Source organism: Streptomyces sp. NPDC003016, from assembly GCF_053591455.1.
Genome location: NZ_JBSFTV010000001.1, coordinates 133,385 through 150,702, shown reverse-complemented (window position 1 = coordinate 150,702; position 17,318 = coordinate 133,385). Strand labels below are relative to the sequence as shown.

Sequence of the window (17,318 nt, the reverse complement as noted above, 5' to 3'; positions counted from 1 at the left end):
GGCAGTGACAACGCGGTGTGACCGGAGGTCGGGAAGGCGGGTGGGAAAGCGGGCGGGGCGGACGGAGCAAGCGGGGCGGACGGAGCAGTCGGAGCGGGCGTTCGGAGCGGGCGGGGCCAATCAGGCTTCCGGACCTGCGACGAGCCTGCCGCCCTCGACCTTGACCGGTATCGCGGGCAGCGGCACGGTCGCCGGGCCCTGGAGCACGTCCCCTGTCGTCACGTCGAAGCGGCTGCCGTGGCAGGGACAGTTGCCCTCCTCCTTCTCGATCTTGTCCAGGACGCAGCCCGCGTGCGTGCACTGCGCGCTGAACGCCTTGAATTCGCCCTCGGCCGGGCAGCTGACGATGATCCGCTGCTCGCGGTAGAGCTTGGAACCGCCGACCGGGACCTCGTCCGCCGCGCCGAGGCTCACGGGCGTGGACGGCAGCGGCTCGGCGTGGCCGAGCTTCGACTCGGTGGAGCAGGCCGCCACGCCCAGTCCTGCCGCGCCGGCGAGGACGGCGCCCTTCAGCACGGTACGGCGGGGGGCTGACTGGCCGGACATGCGATCTCCACTGGTCAGGGGGTGTGCGGCAGACGGGTGACAGACCCGACGATACCGGCGGAGACCGGCGGCTCTCGCGCGGGCCGTCCTGCGGTCGTCCTCCAGCTGTCCTCCGGTTGCCCTCCAGGCTGTTCTGCGGGCTGTCCTGCCGGGCTGCGATGGGTTACGTTCGGGCCCGTGATCGTCGTCGCCGGAGAGTCCCTGATCGACCTGGTGCCGCAGGGGACGGGCGCGCTGGCGCCGCGGCTGCCGCGGCTCGGCGGCGGACCGTACAACACCGCTGTCGCCCTGGGGCGGCTGGGCGCCCGTACCGCGTTCTGCTCCCGGGTCTCGACCGACGGCTTCGGCGAGGCTCTCGTCGAGGGGCTGCGGGCGGCCGGGGTGGACACCTCGCTCGTGCAGCGCGGCCCGGAGCCGACGACGCTGGCGGTGGCGTCGCTGGGCGCCGACGGGTCGGCCGGGTACGGCTTCTACGCCGAAGGCAGCGCGGACCGCCTCTTCGCTCTGCCGGCCGCGCCGCTCCCCTCCGGCGTACGGGCGCTGGCGCTCGGCACGTGTGCGCTGGTGCTGGAGCCGGGGGCGAGCGCGTACGAGGCGTTGCTGCGGCGTGAGGCGGGGCGCGGACTGTTCACCCTGCTCGATCCGAACGTCAGGGCCGGCCTGATCCCGGAGCCGGACGCCTACCGGGCCCGCTTCAGGAGCTGGCTGCCGTACGTCTCGCTGCTGAAGCTGTCGGAGGACGACGCGGCGTGGCTGGGCGGGTCGGTGGAGGAGTGGCTCGCGGCCGGGCCCGCGGCGGTGGTGCTGACGCGGGGCGCGGAAGGGCTGACGGTACGGACGCGGGGCGGGGCGGCCCTGGACGTCCCTGCGGTACGGGGCGAGGTGGCCGACACGATCGGTGCGGGCGACACGGTGAACGCGGCGTTGCTGCACCGGCTCTCGGCCCACGGCGCACTGTCGGCGGGGGCGCAGGCGGCGCTGTCCGCGGCCGCCTGGACCGACATCCTGGCCTTCGCGGCCCGCGCGGCCGCGATCACGTGCTCCCGTCCGGGCGCGGATCCGCCGTACGCGACGGAACTGGCGCCGTAAGGGCGGCGCTTCCGAGGCGTCCGACGGTGCTGGCGGGGCCGACGGGTCCAAGGGGGCCGATGGGGTCGGGGGCCCGGCGGGACCGGGGGCCTTTTCCTCTGCCCGTCCGCGCGTGCGGCCCCTCACCCGGGCTCGGGTGAGGGGCCGCACAGAAAACGCGCGTCACGCCTTGCGGGAGCGTGCCGCCTTCACAGGAGCGGTCGCACCCGGGGCCTTCTTCGCGGTGCCCGTCTTCAGCGTCGCCGACTTCCGCGCCGGGGCCGACTTCGCCGCCGCCACCGCCCGCTTCGCCGGTGCCTTCTTCTTCGCCGGCGTCGCGTCGCTCACGCGGTCGCCCAGGATGTCCCGGAGGAACTTGCCGGTGTGGCTGGCCGGCACCGCGGCCACCTGCTCGGGGGTGCCCTCGGCGACGACCAGGCCACCGCCGCTGCCACCCTCCGGACCCATGTCGACCACCCAGTCGGCCGTCTTGATGACGTCCATGTTGTGCTCGATGACGATCACCGAGTTGCCCTTGTCGACCAGGCCCGACAGGACCTTGATGAGCTTCGAGATGTCCTCGAAGTGCAGACCCGTGGTCGGCTCGTCCAGGACGTACACCGTGCGTCCCGTGGAACGCTTCTGGAGCTCGGAAGCGAGCTTCACACGCTGCGCCTCACCGCCGGAAAGAGTCGGCGCCGACTGGCCGAGGCGGACGTACCCGAGACCCACCTCGGTGAGGGTCCTGAGGTGACGGGCGATCGTCGGGACGGCCTCGAAGAAGTCCAGGGCCTCCTCGATCGGCATGTCCAGCACCTCGGCGATGGACTTGCCCTTGTAGTGGACCTCCAGGGTCTCCCGGTTGTAGCGCGCCCCGTGGCAGACCTCGCACGGGACGTACACGTCCGGCAGGAAGTTCATCTCGATCTTGATCGTGCCGTCGCCCGAGCAGTTCTCGCAGCGGCCGCCCTTGACGTTGAAGGAGAAGCGGCCCGGCAGGTAGCCGCGCACCTTCGCCTCCATGGTCTCCGCGAACAGCTTGCGCACGTTGTCGAAGACACCGGTGTACGTCGCCGGGTTGGACCGGGGTGTCCGGCCGATCGGCGACTGGTCGACATGGACGACCTTGTCGACGAGGTCGTCGCCCTCCACGCGCGTGTGGCGGCCCGGCACCGTGCGGGCGCCGTTCAGTTCGCGTGCCAGGTGCGTGTAGAGGATGTCGTTGACCAGCGTCGACTTTCCGGACCCGGAGACGCCGGTGACGGCCGTCAGCACGCCGAGCGGGAACGACACGTCGATGTCGCGCAGGTTGTTCTCACGGGCGCCGTGGACGGTGAGCTGCCGCGCGGGGTCCACGGGGCGGCGGACGTCCGGCATGGCGATGGACTTCTCGCCGGCCAGGTACTGACCGGTGACGGACGCCTTGTTGTCCAGCAGCTCCTTGAGGGAGCCGCTGTGGACGACCTTTCCGCCGTGCTCGCCCGCGCCCGGACCGATGTCGACGATCCAGTCGGCCACCTTGATGGTGTCCTCGTCGTGCTCGACGACGATCAGGGTGTTCCCCATGTCGCGCAGCCGGACCAGCGTCTCGATGAGGCGGTGGTTGTCGCGCTGGTGCAGGCCGATGGACGGCTCGTCCAGGACGTACAGCACGCCGACGAGGCCGGAGCCGATCTGGGTGGCGAGCCGGATGCGCTGCGCCTCGCCGCCGGACAGGGTGCCGGCCGCGCGGTTGAGCGACAGGTAGTCGAGGCCGACGTCGACCAGGAACTTCAGCCGCTCGTTGACCTCCTTGAGCACCCGCTCGGCGATCTTCTTGTCACGGGCGTTCAGCGTCAGCCGGCCCAGGAAGTCCGCACAGTCGCTGATCGACATCGCGGCGACCTCGGCGATGGACTTCTCCATGACCGTGACGGCGAGGACCAGGGGCTTGAGGCGGGTGCCGTGACAGGTCGGGCAGGGCACCTCGCGCATGTAGCCCTCGAAGCGCTCCCGGCTTGAGTCGCTCTCGGCCTCGGAGTGGCGCCGCTTGACGAACGGCACCGCGCCCTCGAAGGACGTGGTGTACGCCCGCTCGCGCCCGTACCTGTTGCGGTAGCGGACCTCGATCTGGGTCTTGTGGCCGTGCAGCAGGGCCTTCTTGGCGCGCTGCGGCAGCCCCGCCCACGGGATGTCCGTGCGGAAGCCGAGGGCGTCGGAGAGCGCGCCGACGAGGCGCGCGAAGTAGTCCTTGGACTGCCCGTGGGACCAGGGGCTGATCGCCCCCTCGTCGAGGGACTTGTCCTCGTCCGGGACGATCAGCTCCGGGTCGACCTCCATGCGCGTACCGATGCCGGTGCAGTCCGGGCAGGCGCCGAAGGGCGAGTTGAAGGAGAAGGACCTCGGCTCCAGCTCCTCGAACGACAGGTCGTCGTAGGTGCAGTAGAGGTGCTCGGAGTACATCCGCTCACGCTCGGGGTCGTCGGCGGGGAGATCGACGAAGTCGAGGATGACCATGCCGCCGGCCAGCCCGAGTGCGGTCTCCACCGAGTCGGTGAGCCGGCGCTTGGCGCTGTCCTTCACCGTCAGGCGGTCGATGACCACCTCGATGGTGTGCTTCTCCTGCTTCTTGAGCTTGGGCGGCTCGCTCAGCTGGATGGTCTCGCCGTCGACCCGGGCGCGGCTGTACCCCTTGGTCTGGAGGTCGGCGAAGAGGTCGACGAACTCGCCCTTGCGCTCGCGCACCAGTGGGGACAGGACCTGGAAACGGCTGCCCTCGGGCAGCTCGAGCACCTTGTCGACGATGGCCTGCGGCGACTGGCGCGTGATCGGACGGCCGCACTCGGGACAGTGCGGCTTGCCGATACGGGCGAACAGCAGGCGGAGGTAGTCGTAGACCTCGGTGATCGTGCCGACCGTCGAGCGCGGGTTGCGCGAGGTCGACTTCTGGTCGATGGACACCGCGGGCGACAGGCCCTCGATGAAGTCCACGTCGGGCTTGTCCATCTGGCCCAGGAACTGGCGGGCGTAGGAGGAGAGCGACTCGACGTACCGGCGCTGCCCCTCGGCGAAGATCGTGTCGAACGCGAGGGAGGACTTGCCCGATCCGGAGAGCCCGGTGAACACGATGAGGGAGTCACGCGGGAGGTCGAGCGAGACGTTCTTGAGGTTGTGCTCGCGAGCGCCACGAACGATGAGACGGTCGGCCACGCCGGTCCGCACCTTTCTTGAGAGAGGCAGAGAGGACTGAGCCCCCCGGTTCTCAGACTATGGGGGTAACCACAGCGAGGTGGTAAGGATTCCTGATGCCTCCGACGAGCCTATAGCACGTGCATTCGATTTACGGCCTCCCCCAAACAGCTTCACCCGATCGTGTGGCCGGACTATGGTCGGGGCCATGAATGATCACGTGCGCGACCTGGTCTCTGTACGCGAAGCGACCGACCGGCTCCTCGCCGCGACCGGCAAGCTGGACAACGCCGCTGTGACGCAACCGTCACGGCTTCCCGGCTGGACCCGCGGTCACGTGCTGGCCCATGTCGCCCGTAACGCGGACGCCCTCGTGAACGTTCTCGAGGGCCGGCCCATGTACGCCGACGCCCAGGTCCGCGACGCCGACATCGAGCAGGGCGCCCCGCGCCCGCTCGCCGCACAGCTGGAGGACGTGCGCGACAGCGCGGCGCGTTTCCAGGAGGCGGCCGCCGCTCCTGCCGACTGGTCCCGCACGGTCGCCCTGCGGGGCGGCGTCACGGACGCGGCCTCCCGCATCCCCTTCCGCCGTCTCGTCGAGGTCGAGCTGCACCATGTCGACCTGGGGGTCGGCTACGAACTGGAGGACCTGCCGGACGACTTCACGGAACGCGAGATCGCGTTCCTCGCGGAACGCTTCGCCGGGCACCCCGACGTACCCGCGATCGCGCTGCACACCACCGACGGACGGCAGTGGCGTACGGGAAGCACGGAAGGCGATCCCGTGACCGTCACCGGCACCGCCCCCGATCTGCTGGGCTGGCTCGCGGGCCGCCGCGACGGGGCCGCGCTCGACGCCGCGGGGGCCCCGCTGCCGGCACTGCCGCCGCTATAGGCTGACTCCATGACGTACAGCGGAGCGGTCAAGGTCGGCGGTCCTGCGGATGTGCACGAGCTCAAGGACCTGATGATCTCCAAGGTCGCGGTCGGGGCCATGAACAACAACGCGTATCTGCTGCGCTGCCGGGAGACCGACGAGCAGCTGCTGATCGACGCGGCCGCCGAACCGCACACCCTCCTCCGGCTGATCGGTGACGACGGCATCACGTCCGTCGTCACCACCCACCGGCACGGCGACCACTGGCAGGCTCTTGCCGAGGTCGTCGAGGCCACGGGGGCGCGTACGTACGCGGGCCGGTACGACGCGGAAGGCATCCCCGTCCCGACCGATGTCCTGCTCGACGACGGCGACACCCTCCAGGTCGGACACGTGAAGCTCACCGCCCGTCATCTGGCCGGGCACACCCCCGGCTCCATCGCCCTGGTCTACGACGACCCGCACGGGCACCCGCACGTCTTCACGGGTGACTGCCTGTTCCCCGGCGGTGTGGGCAACACGTGGGAGGACCCGGATGCCTTCGCGAGCCTGATCGGGGACGTCGAGGAGAAGCTGTTCGGCCGGCTTCCGGACGAGACCTGGGTCTACCCCGGCCACGGCGACGACACCACGCTCGGCAACGAGCGCCCGCACCTGCCCGAATGGCGCGAGCGCGGCTGGTAGAGCGCGCACCGGCTCGTGAAGTGCTTCGCGAGCCGGTGCGACTGCTTCCGTTGCTTCCACGCGCCCCGTAACCGCATTTCACGGCGGGCAGTTGTGGCCGCATGCACCAAGAACGACCTCCCTCCATGGCCCGCCTCGCCACCGCGTCGCTCGCCGGAACAGCCATCGAGTTCTACGACTTCTTTGTCTACGGAACGGCCGCCGCGCTCGTTCTCGGGCCGCTCTTCTTCCCGACCTTTTCACCGCTCGCGGGAACGCTCGCAGCGTTCGGCACCTTCGCCGTCGGTTTCATTTCACGACCGCTCGGGTCTGTCGTCTTCGGGCACATCGGCGACCGTTACGGACGCCGTCCTGTCCTGTTCGCCTCACTGTTGCTCACGGGAATCGCGACCGTCGCCGTCGGCTGCGTACCGACGTACGGGTCGATCGGAGCCGCGGCGCCCGTACTCCTTCTGGTGCTGCGCTTTCTGCAGGGTCTGGGGCTCGGCGGCGAGTGGGGCGGCGCGGTGCTGCTGACCGCCGAACACGCCCCCGCGAACCGCCGCGGACTGTGGGCGAGTTTCCCCCAGATCGGCCCCTCCGTCGGTTTCCTCCTGGCCAACGGTGTGATGCTGGCGCTCTCGGCCTCGCTGACCGACGCGCAGTTCGCGGCGTGGGGATGGCGCGTGCCGTTCTGGGCGGCCGGCCTGCTGGCCGCGGCCGGACTCCTGCTGCGTACGTCCGTACCGGAGACCCCGCAGTTCAAGCAGCTCGCCGAGACGGGGCAGCGCGCGAGCGCCCCGCTCACCGAGGTCGTACGCGGCCACTGGCGGCTCGTTCTGCTCACGGCGGGCGCGCTTGCCGTCGGATACGCGTTGTTCTACGCCGTGTCGACCTGGTCCCTCTCGTACGCCACGGAGCACCTCGGCGTCAGCCGTACGGTGATGCTCACCTGCATCATGGCGGCCGTGGCGGTCAAGGGCGCGGCCACTCCGTTCGCCGCGATGCTCGGCGACCGCTACGGCCGCAAACCACTGTGCCTGGCGGGCTGCACGGCGGCAGCGCTGTGGATGTTCCCGATGGTGGCGCTGCTGCACACCGCCGAGCCGCTGCTGATGTTCCTCGGCTTCCTGGGGGCGATGCTGGCCTTCATCACCATGTTCGCGGTGGTCGCCGCCTATCTGCCCGAGCTGTACGAGCCGAGGGTGCGCTGCACGGGCGCGGCTGTCGGCTACAACCTGGCGGGGGTCCTCGGCGGAGCTCTGACCCCGCTCGTCGCGACGGCGATGGCACACGGCGAAGGGCCGCCGTGGGGCGTCGCCGCGTATCTCACAGCCCTCGCGCTGCTGAGTCTGGCGTGCTTCGCGCTGCTGCCGGAGACCAGGCCCGTGCCCACTCCTGTGGTGGAGGCCGCCCCGGCCTGATCCCCTGCGCCCCCTGCACACGCACCGGCCGGTGCGGACGGATCGCTCCGCCCGCACCGGCCGGTGCGGGAACCCAACCCGGGTGTCGCGGGCGGTCAGGACTCGACGCTCTCCTTGTCGGCCGCCTCGGCCGCCTCGGCCTCCGCGGCGCGCTGTTCCGTCTTCTTGTTGGCGATCAGGCTGGTGATCGTGGTGATGATCAGCACGCCGCAGATGACCGTCAGCGAGAAGGGGATGGAGATCTCGGGAACGTGCACCCCGGACTCGTGCAGGGCGTGCAGCACCAGCTTGACGCCGATGAAGCCCAGGATGACCGACAGGCCGTAGCTCAGGTGGACCAGCTTCTTGAGCAGTCCGCCGATGAGGAAGTACAGCTGCCGCAGACCCATGAGGGCGAAGGCGTTGGCGGTGAAGACGATGTACGGGTCCTGGGTGAGGCCGAAGATCGCCGGGATCGAGTCCAGCGCGAACAGCACATCGGTGGTGCCGATGGCGAGCATGACGACCATCAGGGGTGTCAGGACGCGCTTGCCGTTGTTCCGGATGAAGAGCTTGGTGCCGTGGTACCTGTCGGCGACACCGAAGCGGTTCTCGATCGACTTGAGGAGACGGTTCTCCTCGAAAGCCTCTTCCTCCTCATCCGCGCGCGCCTCCTGGATGAGCTTCCAGGCGGTGTAGATCAGGAACGCGCCGAAGATGTAGAAGACCCACGAGAAGTTGGCGATGACCGCGGCACCGGCGGCGATGAAGATCGCACGCAGTACCAGGGCTATCAGCACACCGATGAGCAGCACGCGCTGCTGGAGGTGGGTCGGCACCGAGAACTTCGCCATGATCAGGACGAAGACAAAGAGGTTGTCCACGCTGAGCGACTTCTCGGTGATGAAGCCGGCGAAGAACTCTCCGGATGCCTGCGCGGTGCCGAATATCAGCAGCCCCAGGCCGAAGAGCACAGCCAGGACGATCCAGACGACCGTCCAGATTCCGGCTTCCTTGATCGATACGTCATGGGGCTTGCGCCCGATGAGGAAGTCGACGGCGATCAGGGCGACCAGACCAAGAATGGTCAGTGCCCAAAGGGTCATAGAAACGTCCACTGCGCCTCCGGCAGGTAGCTACGGCAACTCGTTCAGCGTCGTCGCTGCCGGAGGTCTCTTCCACCCGGACGCTTTTCCGCGCCTCGGGCCGACGCCCCGGGACCGATGGCGGTCCGTATTGACGGGTACGTCGCAGCCGGGAGTACTCCCCTCCGCTCCTCGAAGGGTACAGGAAAACCCAAGAAAAGGTAAAGGGATGACTAAGGGGAACTCAAAAGCGCTGGTCAGTAGGGAGTTTGCAGTTACCGCCTCGCTGCCGCCACCTGTGCCAGCACCTGCTGTACGACCTGGCTGCCCACTGGCGGCAGCAGTGGTTCGTACGTCCAGGTGTGACCGACCCACGGGTCGATCAGGTGGTCGTCGGGCACCGGTGTGACACGCAGCAGCGCCCGCCACAGCGGGTCGAGCACCGGGCCGTACGCGCTCGCGTCCTCGCGGTCGGCGACCATCATCAGATGCACGCCGACCGACGGCCCCTCGTCGGCCAGATAGCGGAGCTGGGTGACGGCGCGGTCGTCGAAGCCGTGCGGGAAGTCATTGACGATCAGCAGCTGCTCGGCCGTGTCCAGGCCGGGCGGGAGCGAGTCCGCCGCTCCGCCCCGGATCGCCATCTGGACCAGGTCCACGCGCTGCGTGAGCTTGGCCAGCACCGCCGCCACGCCCTGGGCACCGGCTGCGGGGGGTGCGTCGAGCACCCCCGATCCGGTCAGCGGGGCGAGCACGGGCGTGCCCGTGCCCGCCGGGTCGATGACATGGACCGTGAACTCACCTGCGGGATGCACCGCCAGCAGGCGTGCCGCGTGCGCGACGGCCGACTCCATGGCCGCCCTGCGCAGCTGGTCGGACTCCAGCATCAGCGCGGCCCCGGAACCGGAGCGGCCGCTGTCGATCCACAGGCCGCGCTCCAGCGGCAGGCGCAGCAGCATGGGAATGCGCAGGTCCGGGCGTTCGGGCAGGTGCAGATCGCCGACGCGCAGCGCCATCGGGATCTCCATGGGGACCCGGTAACCGTGCCAGACCGGGTTGTCCCAGGAGGCGAGGGCGGGGGGCAGGGCGGGTTCGACGACATCGGACTCGGCGGCGAGCTGGGACAGGTCGCGCTCCAGTACGTCGCGGGCCCGGCCGACGAGCTCGTCGTGCTTGGCCCGGGCCGTCGCGCGGGCGGTGTCACCGGCGGTGCCGATCCGGCTGCGCAGGTCGGAGAGGGCCTTGTCGAGCTCCTGCTCCATCCGGGACTCGGCGAAGTCCACCGCGCTGCGGTACGCCGCGGTGGTGCGGGCCAGGTCCTCGAACATGCCCCACACCTGGTTGTACAGCCGCTCGTCCATGGACCAGCCGGCCGCGTCGCCCGCGACGAGCTGCGGGTGCTGTCCCGGCGGAGCCGGCGGCGCGGTGGGCTGCGAGGACGGGGGCGGGGTGTTCCGGCGACGCGGATGCGCGTAGTCGATGGGGTCGCCGGGTGCTGCCTGCGGCGCACCGCTGTCCGGGCCGCTCGCCGCCGCGGGCGAGGGGGCGGGAGCGTGCGGCGGCGCGGGAACAGCTGTGGGCGGTGGCGGGGCGTCGGTCTGCGCGTCGTGTCCGCCGTTCGCCGTCCGGGACGGCGTACGGCGTGTCCGGTCACCGTCCTGGGAGCGGGCCGGGGGCACCGCGACCGAGCGGGCCAGACCGTTGCTGACCGCGTCCTGGATGGCGGCGGCGAGCTCGTGGGCCTGTGCGAGGCCCTGGTCGCCGAACATCTCGGCGAGGCCGCCCGCGTAGCCCTGTCCGACGGCGCGCACCTTCCAGATGCCCTGCCTGCGGTAGAGCTCCAGGACGACGACCGCCGACTCGCTGTCCAGCCCGGTCACGGTGTAGCTGGCCACCTCGGAGCCGTCGAGCCCGGTGACGGAGACGAAGGGCGCCGCGAGGGCGCCGAAGCGGTCCGGACCGCCCCCGCCCTGGGGAAGGGCGAGCAGGATGTTCACCCGGTGCACGGTCTCGGGCAGTGCGCCGAGGTCCACGGCGAGCCGGTGGTCGGCCGCGGCCTGCCTGGACACTTCGAGCCCGGGGAGGTTCGGCGAGCCGGGGTGGGCGACCCACTCCGTACCGCGTACGGTGCCCTGCTCGTCGCCGAGGGTGGCACCGGCCACGACCGGTTTGCCGGCCGAGACCCGGATCTCCAAACGGGCCTGGGGCAGGGGGTGGTTCTGCCCCCGGACCAACTCGGCCGTCATCGCCTGTCTCCCCCGCGTCGCATCGTCGGCGGCCACAGCGGTGGCCGGTGGTGGCAAGTGGTGCAGCTCCCGGCGGCACGGTGCCTCCGGGAGCTGCGTGTACTGCGGCAGATGCCTGCTTACAGGTGCGGCAGGATCGACGGCATCAGGTCCTGGAAGGTGCGGCCGTTGGCGGGGTTGCCGATGGCCGTCATCTTCCAGCCGGCGTCGGCGCGATGCACCTTGGCCATGATCTGGGCGGTGTACTGGCCGCCGCCGTCGAGCGTGTAACGGGCCATCTCCTGGCCGTTGGTCTCGTCGACGATGCGGCAGAACGCGTTCTGCACTTCCTGGAACGTCTGGCCGGTGAAGGAGTTCACCGTGAAGACGATCTGGTCGATGTGGACCGGCACACGCTGGAGATCGACGAGGATCGCCTCGTCGTCCCCGCCCTGACCGGCGCCGCCGACCAGGTTGTCACCGGTGTGCTTCACCGAGCCGTCGTCGCTGACGAGGTGACGGAAGAAGACGACGTCGACCGGCTGCTTGTCCGCGAACAGGACCGCCGAGGCGTCGAGGTCGACCTCCCGGGTGCGCGAGCCGAACAGACCGCGACGCGGCGCGGCCTGCCACCCGAGCCCCATGCGCACAGCGGTCAGGGTTCCCCCGTCGCTCTTCTGCAGGCTGATGGCCTGACCCTTGGTCATGTTGACCGTCACGCGCTGTCCCCTCTCCACAAACGCCACCACCGCCCGTGTGTGCGGCTGTCCAGCACCCTACGCAGTCACGCCGAGGCCGACACAACCCGCGGGTACTTTGTGTCGGTCTTGCAACACACCAGGTGCCGTCCCGTCAGGCCTGTCCCGCCTCCCTCATCTGTCGCAGCTCCTTCTTCAGCTCGCCCACCTCGTCGCGCAGCCGCGCGGCCACCTCGAACTGCAGCTCGGCGGCCGCCGCGCGCATCCGTTCGGTCATCTCCTCGATGAGCGAAGCCAGTTCCGCGGCCGGGCGGTCGGTGAGCACTTCGCCCTTCCTGCCCGCCTTGCCACCGGCCTTGGCCGCCTTGCCGCCGAGCGCCGGGACCGGAGCCTTGGCGCCCTTGCCGTCCTTCGCCTGCCGGAAGCCGGAGCCGAGAAGCTCTTCGGTGTCGACCTGTTCGCGCGCGATCGTCGCGACGATGTCGTTGATCTTCTTGCGCAGCGGCTGCGGGTCGATCCCGTGCTCCGTGTTGTACGCGATCTGCTTCTCCCGGCGCCGGTTGGTCTCGTCGATGGCCCTCTCCATCGCCGCGGTGATCCTGTCGGCGTACATGTGGACCTGGCCGGAGACGTTGCGCGCCGCGCGGCCGATGGTCTGGATCAGGGAGGTTCCGGAGCGCAGGAAGCCTTCCTTGTCGGCGTCGAGGATGGCCACCAGTGAGACCTCGGGCAGGTCGAGGCCCTCGCGGAGCAGGTTGATGCCGACCAGGACGTCGTACTCACCGGCGCGCAGCTCGCGCAGCAGCTCGACGCGGCGCAGGGTGTCGACGTCGCTGTGCAGGTAGCGGACCTGGATGCCGAGTTCGAGGAAGTACTCGGTGAGGTCCTCGGCCATCTTCTTCGTGAGGGTCGTGACCAGGACGCGCTCGTCCTTGTCGGTGCGCTTCCTGATCTCGTGCACCAGATCGTCGATCTGCCCCTCGGTGGGCTTGATGACCACCTCGGGGTCGATGAGACCGGTGGGGCGGATGATCTGCTCCACGAAGCCGTCGGAGCGCGAGAGTTCGTACGCGCCGGGGGTGGCCGAGAGGTAGACCGCCTGGCCCACCCGCTGCTGGAACTCCTCCCACTTCAGGGGGCGGTTGTCCAGGGCGGACGGCAGCCGGAAGCCGTGGTCGACGAGGGTCCGCTTGCGGGACGCGTCGCCCTCGTACATCGCGCCGATCTGCGGCACGGTGACATGCGACTCGTCGATGACCAGCAGGAAGTCCTCGGGGAAGTAGTCGATGAGGGTGTGGGGCGCGGTGCCGGGCGCGCGGTCGTCCATGTGCATCGAGTAGTTCTCGATACCGGAGCAGCTGCCGATCTGGCGCATCATCTCGAGGTCGTACGTGGTGCGCATGCGCAGACGCTGGGCCTCCAGCATCTTGCCCTGCTTCTCCATCTCGGCGAGCCGCTCCTCCAGCTCCTTCTCGATACCCCTGACGGCCTTCTCCATGCGCTCGGGTCCGGCGACGTAGTGGCTGGCCGGGAAGACGTACAGCTGCTGGTCCTCGCTGATGATCTCGCCGGTGAGCGGGTGGAGGGTCGAGAGCGCCTCGACCTCGTCGCCGAACATCTCGATGCGGACGGCCAGTTCCTCGTAGACCGGGAAGATCTCGATGGTGTCGCCGCGGACCCGGAAGGTGCCGCGCGTGAAGGCCACGTCGTTGCGGGTGTACTGGATGTCGACGAAGCGGCGCAGCAGCTGGTCGCGGTCGATCTCCTCGCCGACCTTCAGGGGCACCATGCGGTCCACGTACTCCTGCGGCGTACCGAGGCCGTAGATGCAGGAGACGGAGGCGACCACGATGACGTCGCGGCGGGTGAGCAGCGAGTTCGTCGCGGAGTGGCGCAGCCGCTCGACCTCCTCGTTGATCGAGGAGTCCTTCTCGATGTAGGTGTCCGACTGCGGGACGTACGCCTCGGGCTGGTAGTAGTCGTAGTACGAGACGAAGTACTCGACGGCGTTGTTCGGCAGGAGTTCGCGGAACTCGTTGGCCAGCTGGGCGGCGAGGGTCTTGTTCGGCGCCATGACGAGGGTGGGGCGCTGGAGCTTCTCGATCATCCAGGCGGTGGTCGCCGACTTGCCGGTGCCGGTCGCGCCGAGCAGGACGACATCCTTCTCACCTGCGCGGATGCGCCGCTCCAGCTCGGCGATGGCCGCCGGCTGGTCGCCGCTGGGCTGGTAGGAACTGACGACCTCGAAGGGCGCCACCGTACGTTCGATCTTGGAAACGGGCCGCATGCATCAACCGTACGACCCGGCACTGACACTCACGCGGCGATCGCGCCGGGTCACCGGCGCCGCGACGCCGCGTCCGGGACCGGACGTAAGGCGTCCGCTCCGGCGGGACGCTGCCGGCCGGGGCGTCCCCTCACCATCAGCGGGTCGAACATCACGGCCGCGCCCGCCAGGAACAGGAAGATCACCGGACCGGTCAGCATCGGCGCGAGGAGCAGGAGGGACGCCTCGCCGCCGACGGCGCCCGAGGCCCCGTGGAGATGGACGCTGAGCGCCGCCATGCCGGTGTAGTGCATGCCGCTCACGGCGAGGCCCATGACGAGGCCGGCACCCAGGCCGGGCAGGAGCCCGCGGATCGAAACGGCGGCCCAGAGCGCGGCGGTCGCGGCCACCACCGCGATCACCACGGAGAGCCCGACGGTGAGGGTGTCGTACTCGAGCCGGCCTCGCAGACGCATTCCGGCCATGCCGAGGTAGTGCATGGAAGCGATCCCCAGGCCGGTGACGGCGCCGCCCGTGACCAGGGCCATCGGAGTGGCCCCCTGGTACCCGACGATGAAGACGCCGATGCCGACCATGACGACGGCGACACCGAGACTGGCGTACGTCAGGGGGGCGTCGTAAGTGATCGGGGTCTCCTCCACCGTGAACCCCGTCATCGCGATGAAGTGCATGGTCCAGACGCCCGAGCCGATGGCGGTCGCACCGAGCGCGAGCCAGCCGGGCTTCCAGCCGCGCTCGTGCAGGAGCGAGCGCGCGATGCAGCGCAGTCCGAGCGCGCCGCCGAGGCACGCCATGAGGTACGCCGCGACCGGGGTGACGAGGCCGTGGCTGAATCCGTCGACAGTGCCCTGCATGCCCTGTGTGCCCTTCGGCCGCGGTCGCTGGGGGAGAGAGCCCTGCCGGTGGTACGGAGGCCCGGTCGGGCGAGAGTAGGCCGGGCCGAGTGACCCGCACACCTTCTTTCAGCAATTCGTGGAGGGTAAAACCGCCGTGCGACGCGACACGGGTGGTTTCGTTCATTTCGTGGCCATCCTTCGCCTGTCCATCGTTGGTCATTTGCTGTCACTCTCGGACTGTCCGTGATCACTCGATGTGAGGAGTCCTTGTGTACGCACGCACCGCCTCGGCCAGGACCGCCGCACTCCTGGGCGCCGCCGCACTGCTGCTGTCCGGCACGGCCGCACAGGCAGCCACTGCCGCCGGCCCCCACGACGAGCCCACCGTCATCGCCCACCGGGGCGCGTCCGCGTACGCGCCCGAGAACACGCTGGCGGCGGTCGACCTGGCCGATCGGATGGGCTTCGCGTGGGTCGAGAACGACGTCCACCGCACCAAGGACGGCGAACTGGTGGTCGTGCACGACGACAGCCTCGCCAGGACCACGAACGTGGAACAGGTCTTCCCCGGCCGGTCGCCGTGGAAGGTCAAGGACTTCACCGCGGCGGAGATCGCCACGCTGGACGCGGGCAGCTGGTTCGGCCCGCAGTTCACGGGCGCGCGCGTGCCGACCCTGAAGCAGTACGTGAACCGGGTCGAGCGCAACCGCCAGAAGCTGCTCCTGGAGATCAAGAAGCCCGAGATCTACCCGGGCATCGAGAAGGACACCCTGCGCGTGCTGCGCGAGGAGGGGTGGCTGAACCGCCACCACGTCAAGCACAAGCTCGTCATCCAGAGCTTCGGAGCGGACAGCGTGGAGGCGGTGCACGAGCAGCGGCCCGACGTCACGACGGGCTTCCTCGGTACGCCCCCGGTCGCCGACCTGCCGAAGTACGCGGAGTTCGCGGACCAGATCAACCCGACGCACACCTCGCTCACGGCCGACTACGTGGCGGCCGTGCACAGGCTGAAGGGCGCACACGGCAAGCAGCTCCAGGTCAACACCTGGACGGTGAACACGGCGGCGGCCGCGGCGCGGGTCGACGGCTTCGGCGTGGACGGGATCATCACCAACAACCCCGACATCGTCCGGGACGCCGTCGGCCGGTGAGGCCCGGAACCGGCCGGGCTGTCAGTGCCCGGCCGTACCGTGGTGCGCATGGACAGCGACGGGCAGTTCGTGGAATGGGCGGTCGTCGGCAGTGGCGACAGCGGCGTCGGCCCGCTGCTGCTCGCCGCCACCGGTGAGGGGTTGGTGTGCGTGGTCTTCCACGCCGGTCCCGAGGTGCGGGAGAAGACGCTCGGCCGGCTGCGGGCGCGGCTGGGCGCCGAGGTGGCGGAGGCGCCGGCCTCCGCGCGGCTGACCGAGCCCATACGGCAGCTCACGGCGTACTTCGCGGGTGACCTGCGCGACTTCGACCTGCCACTGGACTGGTCGCTCACCTCCGGATTCAACCGGCAGGTGCTGCGCGAGCTGGCGACCGGTGTTCCGTACGGCACGGTCGTCGGCTACGGCGATCTGGCGGGGCGGGTCGGGCAGCCCGGTGCGGCGCAGGCGGTCGGCGCGGCGATGGGGTCGAATCCGCTGCCCGTGGTGGTGCCCTGCCACCGGGTGGTGGAGAGCGGCGGCGGACTCGGCGGGTTCGGCGGCGGCCTGGAGACCAAACGGGCGCTGCTGGCTCTCGAAGGGGTGCTGCCGCGACCACTGTTCTGAGCCGGGGCGGACTTCGCGGAGGTTTTCTCGGTTCCGTACGTGCGTAAGGGCTGGCACACTGCGGCGGTGACTACCCTCCCTGCCGCACACGAGCCAGGATCCGGTTCCTTCGCCGACCGTCTGCCGATCGGCGAGAGCCTGCCGGTCTCCGAGGATTCCTCTGTCACCTGGGACATCTTCCCGCTGGAGGGGGAGATGCGGGTCAAGCCCCTCCAAGCGCCCGTGCTGCCCGAGTCCCCGCGCGACGGCGAGGACGAGCCCGAGGGCTGGGGGGTGTGCGGACGGACGGCGGAGGACGCGCTGTGGGCGGACGAGCACGGGCGGGTGGACGTGGCCCCGGGGTCCGCCGGACTGTCCGCGCTCGTGATGCTCGAGCCGCACGGCCCCTATGACCTGCCGGACCTGCCTGCGGGCCGGGCCGCCGAGGCCGGCCCGATGCTCCGGCGCGTGGAGCGCGCGACCATGTCGCTGGGCGGCATCGCGCGCGTACACATCACCAAGAGGGGTGACGGCGGGGCCCACTTGCACTTCCGGCTGCTCGGCCGCCCGGCCGGGATGATGCAGCTGCGCGGACCCGCGCTCTCCCTCCGGGACGGCCTGCCGTCCAAGGTGTCCGACGAGGGGCGGCGCAGCACGAACCGCCCTGTCACCGCAGCCGCAGCGTTCGCGGCCGCCGGCGGAAAGGCTTGCACACGGTGAGCACGGCCG

14 protein-coding genes are annotated in these 17,318 nt (G+C 70.1%); 7 read left to right on the top strand and 7 right to left on the bottom strand.

The genetic code is table 11. From position 1 onward, the window contains the following. Positions 1-120: 120 nt before the first annotated feature. Positions 121-546 carry a Rieske (2Fe-2S) protein gene (locus tag ACWDZ4_RS00635; protein ID WP_451506274.1) on the bottom strand — a complete coding sequence of 142 codons (426 nt, stop codon included), beginning with the start codon at positions 544-546 and terminating at the stop codon, positions 121-123. A gap of 177 nt (positions 547-723) precedes the next feature. Here ACWDZ4_RS00635 and ACWDZ4_RS00630 point away from each other — a divergent pair, with 177 nt between their 5' ends. Next, positions 724-1,635 carry a carbohydrate kinase family protein gene (locus ACWDZ4_RS00630; RefSeq protein WP_451506273.1) on the top strand — a complete coding sequence of 304 codons (912 nt, stop codon included), beginning with the start codon at positions 724-726 and terminating at the stop codon, positions 1,633-1,635. A 162-nt stretch (positions 1,636-1,797) separates the two neighbouring features. Here the strand turns inward: ACWDZ4_RS00630 and uvrA are convergent, their stop codons facing one another. Next, on the bottom strand, positions 1,798-4,803 hold the full coding sequence (uvrA, locus tag ACWDZ4_RS00625; protein ID WP_451506272.1) for an excinuclease ABC subunit UvrA: 3,006 nt from the start codon (positions 4,801-4,803) through the stop codon (positions 1,798-1,800). Between the two features lie 187 nt (positions 4,804-4,990). Between uvrA and ACWDZ4_RS00620 the strand changes: the two genes are divergently transcribed. The 3 genes from ACWDZ4_RS00620 to ACWDZ4_RS00610 all read left to right on the top strand — a co-directional run bounded on the left by ACWDZ4_RS00620 (position 4,991) and on the right by ACWDZ4_RS00610 (position 7,746). Further along, on the top strand, positions 4,991-5,677 hold the full coding sequence (locus ACWDZ4_RS00620) for a maleylpyruvate isomerase family mycothiol-dependent enzyme (protein WP_451506271.1): 687 nt from the start codon (positions 4,991-4,993) through the stop codon (positions 5,675-5,677). Positions 5,678-5,686: 9 nt separating this feature from the next. Beyond that, the gene (locus ACWDZ4_RS00615; protein ID WP_451506270.1) at positions 5,687-6,343 is read left to right on the top strand and encodes an MBL fold metallo-hydrolase; all 657 of its coding nucleotides are present in this window, start codon (positions 5,687-5,689) and stop codon (positions 6,341-6,343) included. A 125-nt stretch (positions 6,344-6,468) separates the two neighbouring features. Next, positions 6,469-7,746, top strand: coding sequence for an MFS transporter (locus ACWDZ4_RS00610; protein ID WP_451506269.1), 1,278 nt, complete (start codon positions 6,469-6,471; stop codon positions 7,744-7,746). 95 nt (positions 7,747-7,841) lie between these two features. Here the strand turns inward: ACWDZ4_RS00610 and ACWDZ4_RS00605 are convergent, their stop codons facing one another. The 5 genes from ACWDZ4_RS00605 to ACWDZ4_RS00585 form a co-directional block, all read right to left on the bottom strand. Beyond that, positions 7,842-8,843: a TerC family protein gene (locus ACWDZ4_RS00605; protein WP_451506268.1), complete on the bottom strand. Its 1,002-nt coding sequence runs from the start codon at positions 8,841-8,843 to the stop codon at positions 7,842-7,844. A gap of 242 nt (positions 8,844-9,085) precedes the next feature. Next, positions 9,086-11,056 (bottom strand): TerD family protein, encoded by a 1,971-nt coding sequence (locus ACWDZ4_RS00600; RefSeq protein WP_451506267.1) that lies wholly within the window; start codon positions 11,054-11,056, stop codon positions 9,086-9,088. A gap of 119 nt (positions 11,057-11,175) precedes the next feature. Further along, on the bottom strand, positions 11,176-11,754 hold the full coding sequence (locus tag ACWDZ4_RS00595) for a TerD family protein (RefSeq protein WP_451506266.1): 579 nt from the start codon (positions 11,752-11,754) through the stop codon (positions 11,176-11,178). 133 nt (positions 11,755-11,887) lie between these two features. Further along, entirely contained in the window at positions 11,888-14,020 is a 2,133-nt protein-coding gene (uvrB, locus tag ACWDZ4_RS00590) for an excinuclease ABC subunit UvrB (RefSeq protein WP_451506265.1), read from the bottom strand. 50 nt (positions 14,021-14,070) lie between these two features. Further along, complete coding sequence (locus ACWDZ4_RS00585) at positions 14,071-14,874, bottom strand: MHYT domain-containing protein (protein WP_451506264.1); 804 nt, start codon at positions 14,872-14,874, stop codon at positions 14,071-14,073. 251 nt (positions 14,875-15,125) lie between these two features. Between ACWDZ4_RS00585 and ACWDZ4_RS00580 the strand changes: the two genes are divergently transcribed. From ACWDZ4_RS00580 to ACWDZ4_RS00570, 3 genes are all read left to right on the top strand, one after another. Beyond that, positions 15,126-16,007: a glycerophosphodiester phosphodiesterase gene (locus tag ACWDZ4_RS00580; RefSeq protein ID WP_451506263.1), complete on the top strand. Its 882-nt coding sequence runs from the start codon at positions 15,126-15,128 to the stop codon at positions 16,005-16,007. A gap of 48 nt (positions 16,008-16,055) precedes the next feature. Further along, the gene (locus tag ACWDZ4_RS00575; RefSeq protein ID WP_451506262.1) at positions 16,056-16,610 is read left to right on the top strand and encodes a methylated-DNA--[protein]-cysteine S-methyltransferase; all 555 of its coding nucleotides are present in this window, start codon (positions 16,056-16,058) and stop codon (positions 16,608-16,610) included. Between the two features lie 66 nt (positions 16,611-16,676). Beyond that, positions 16,677-17,309: a hypothetical protein gene (locus tag ACWDZ4_RS00570; RefSeq protein WP_451506261.1), complete on the top strand. Its 633-nt coding sequence runs from the start codon at positions 16,677-16,679 to the stop codon at positions 17,307-17,309. Positions 17,310-17,318: the final 9 nt, after the last annotated feature.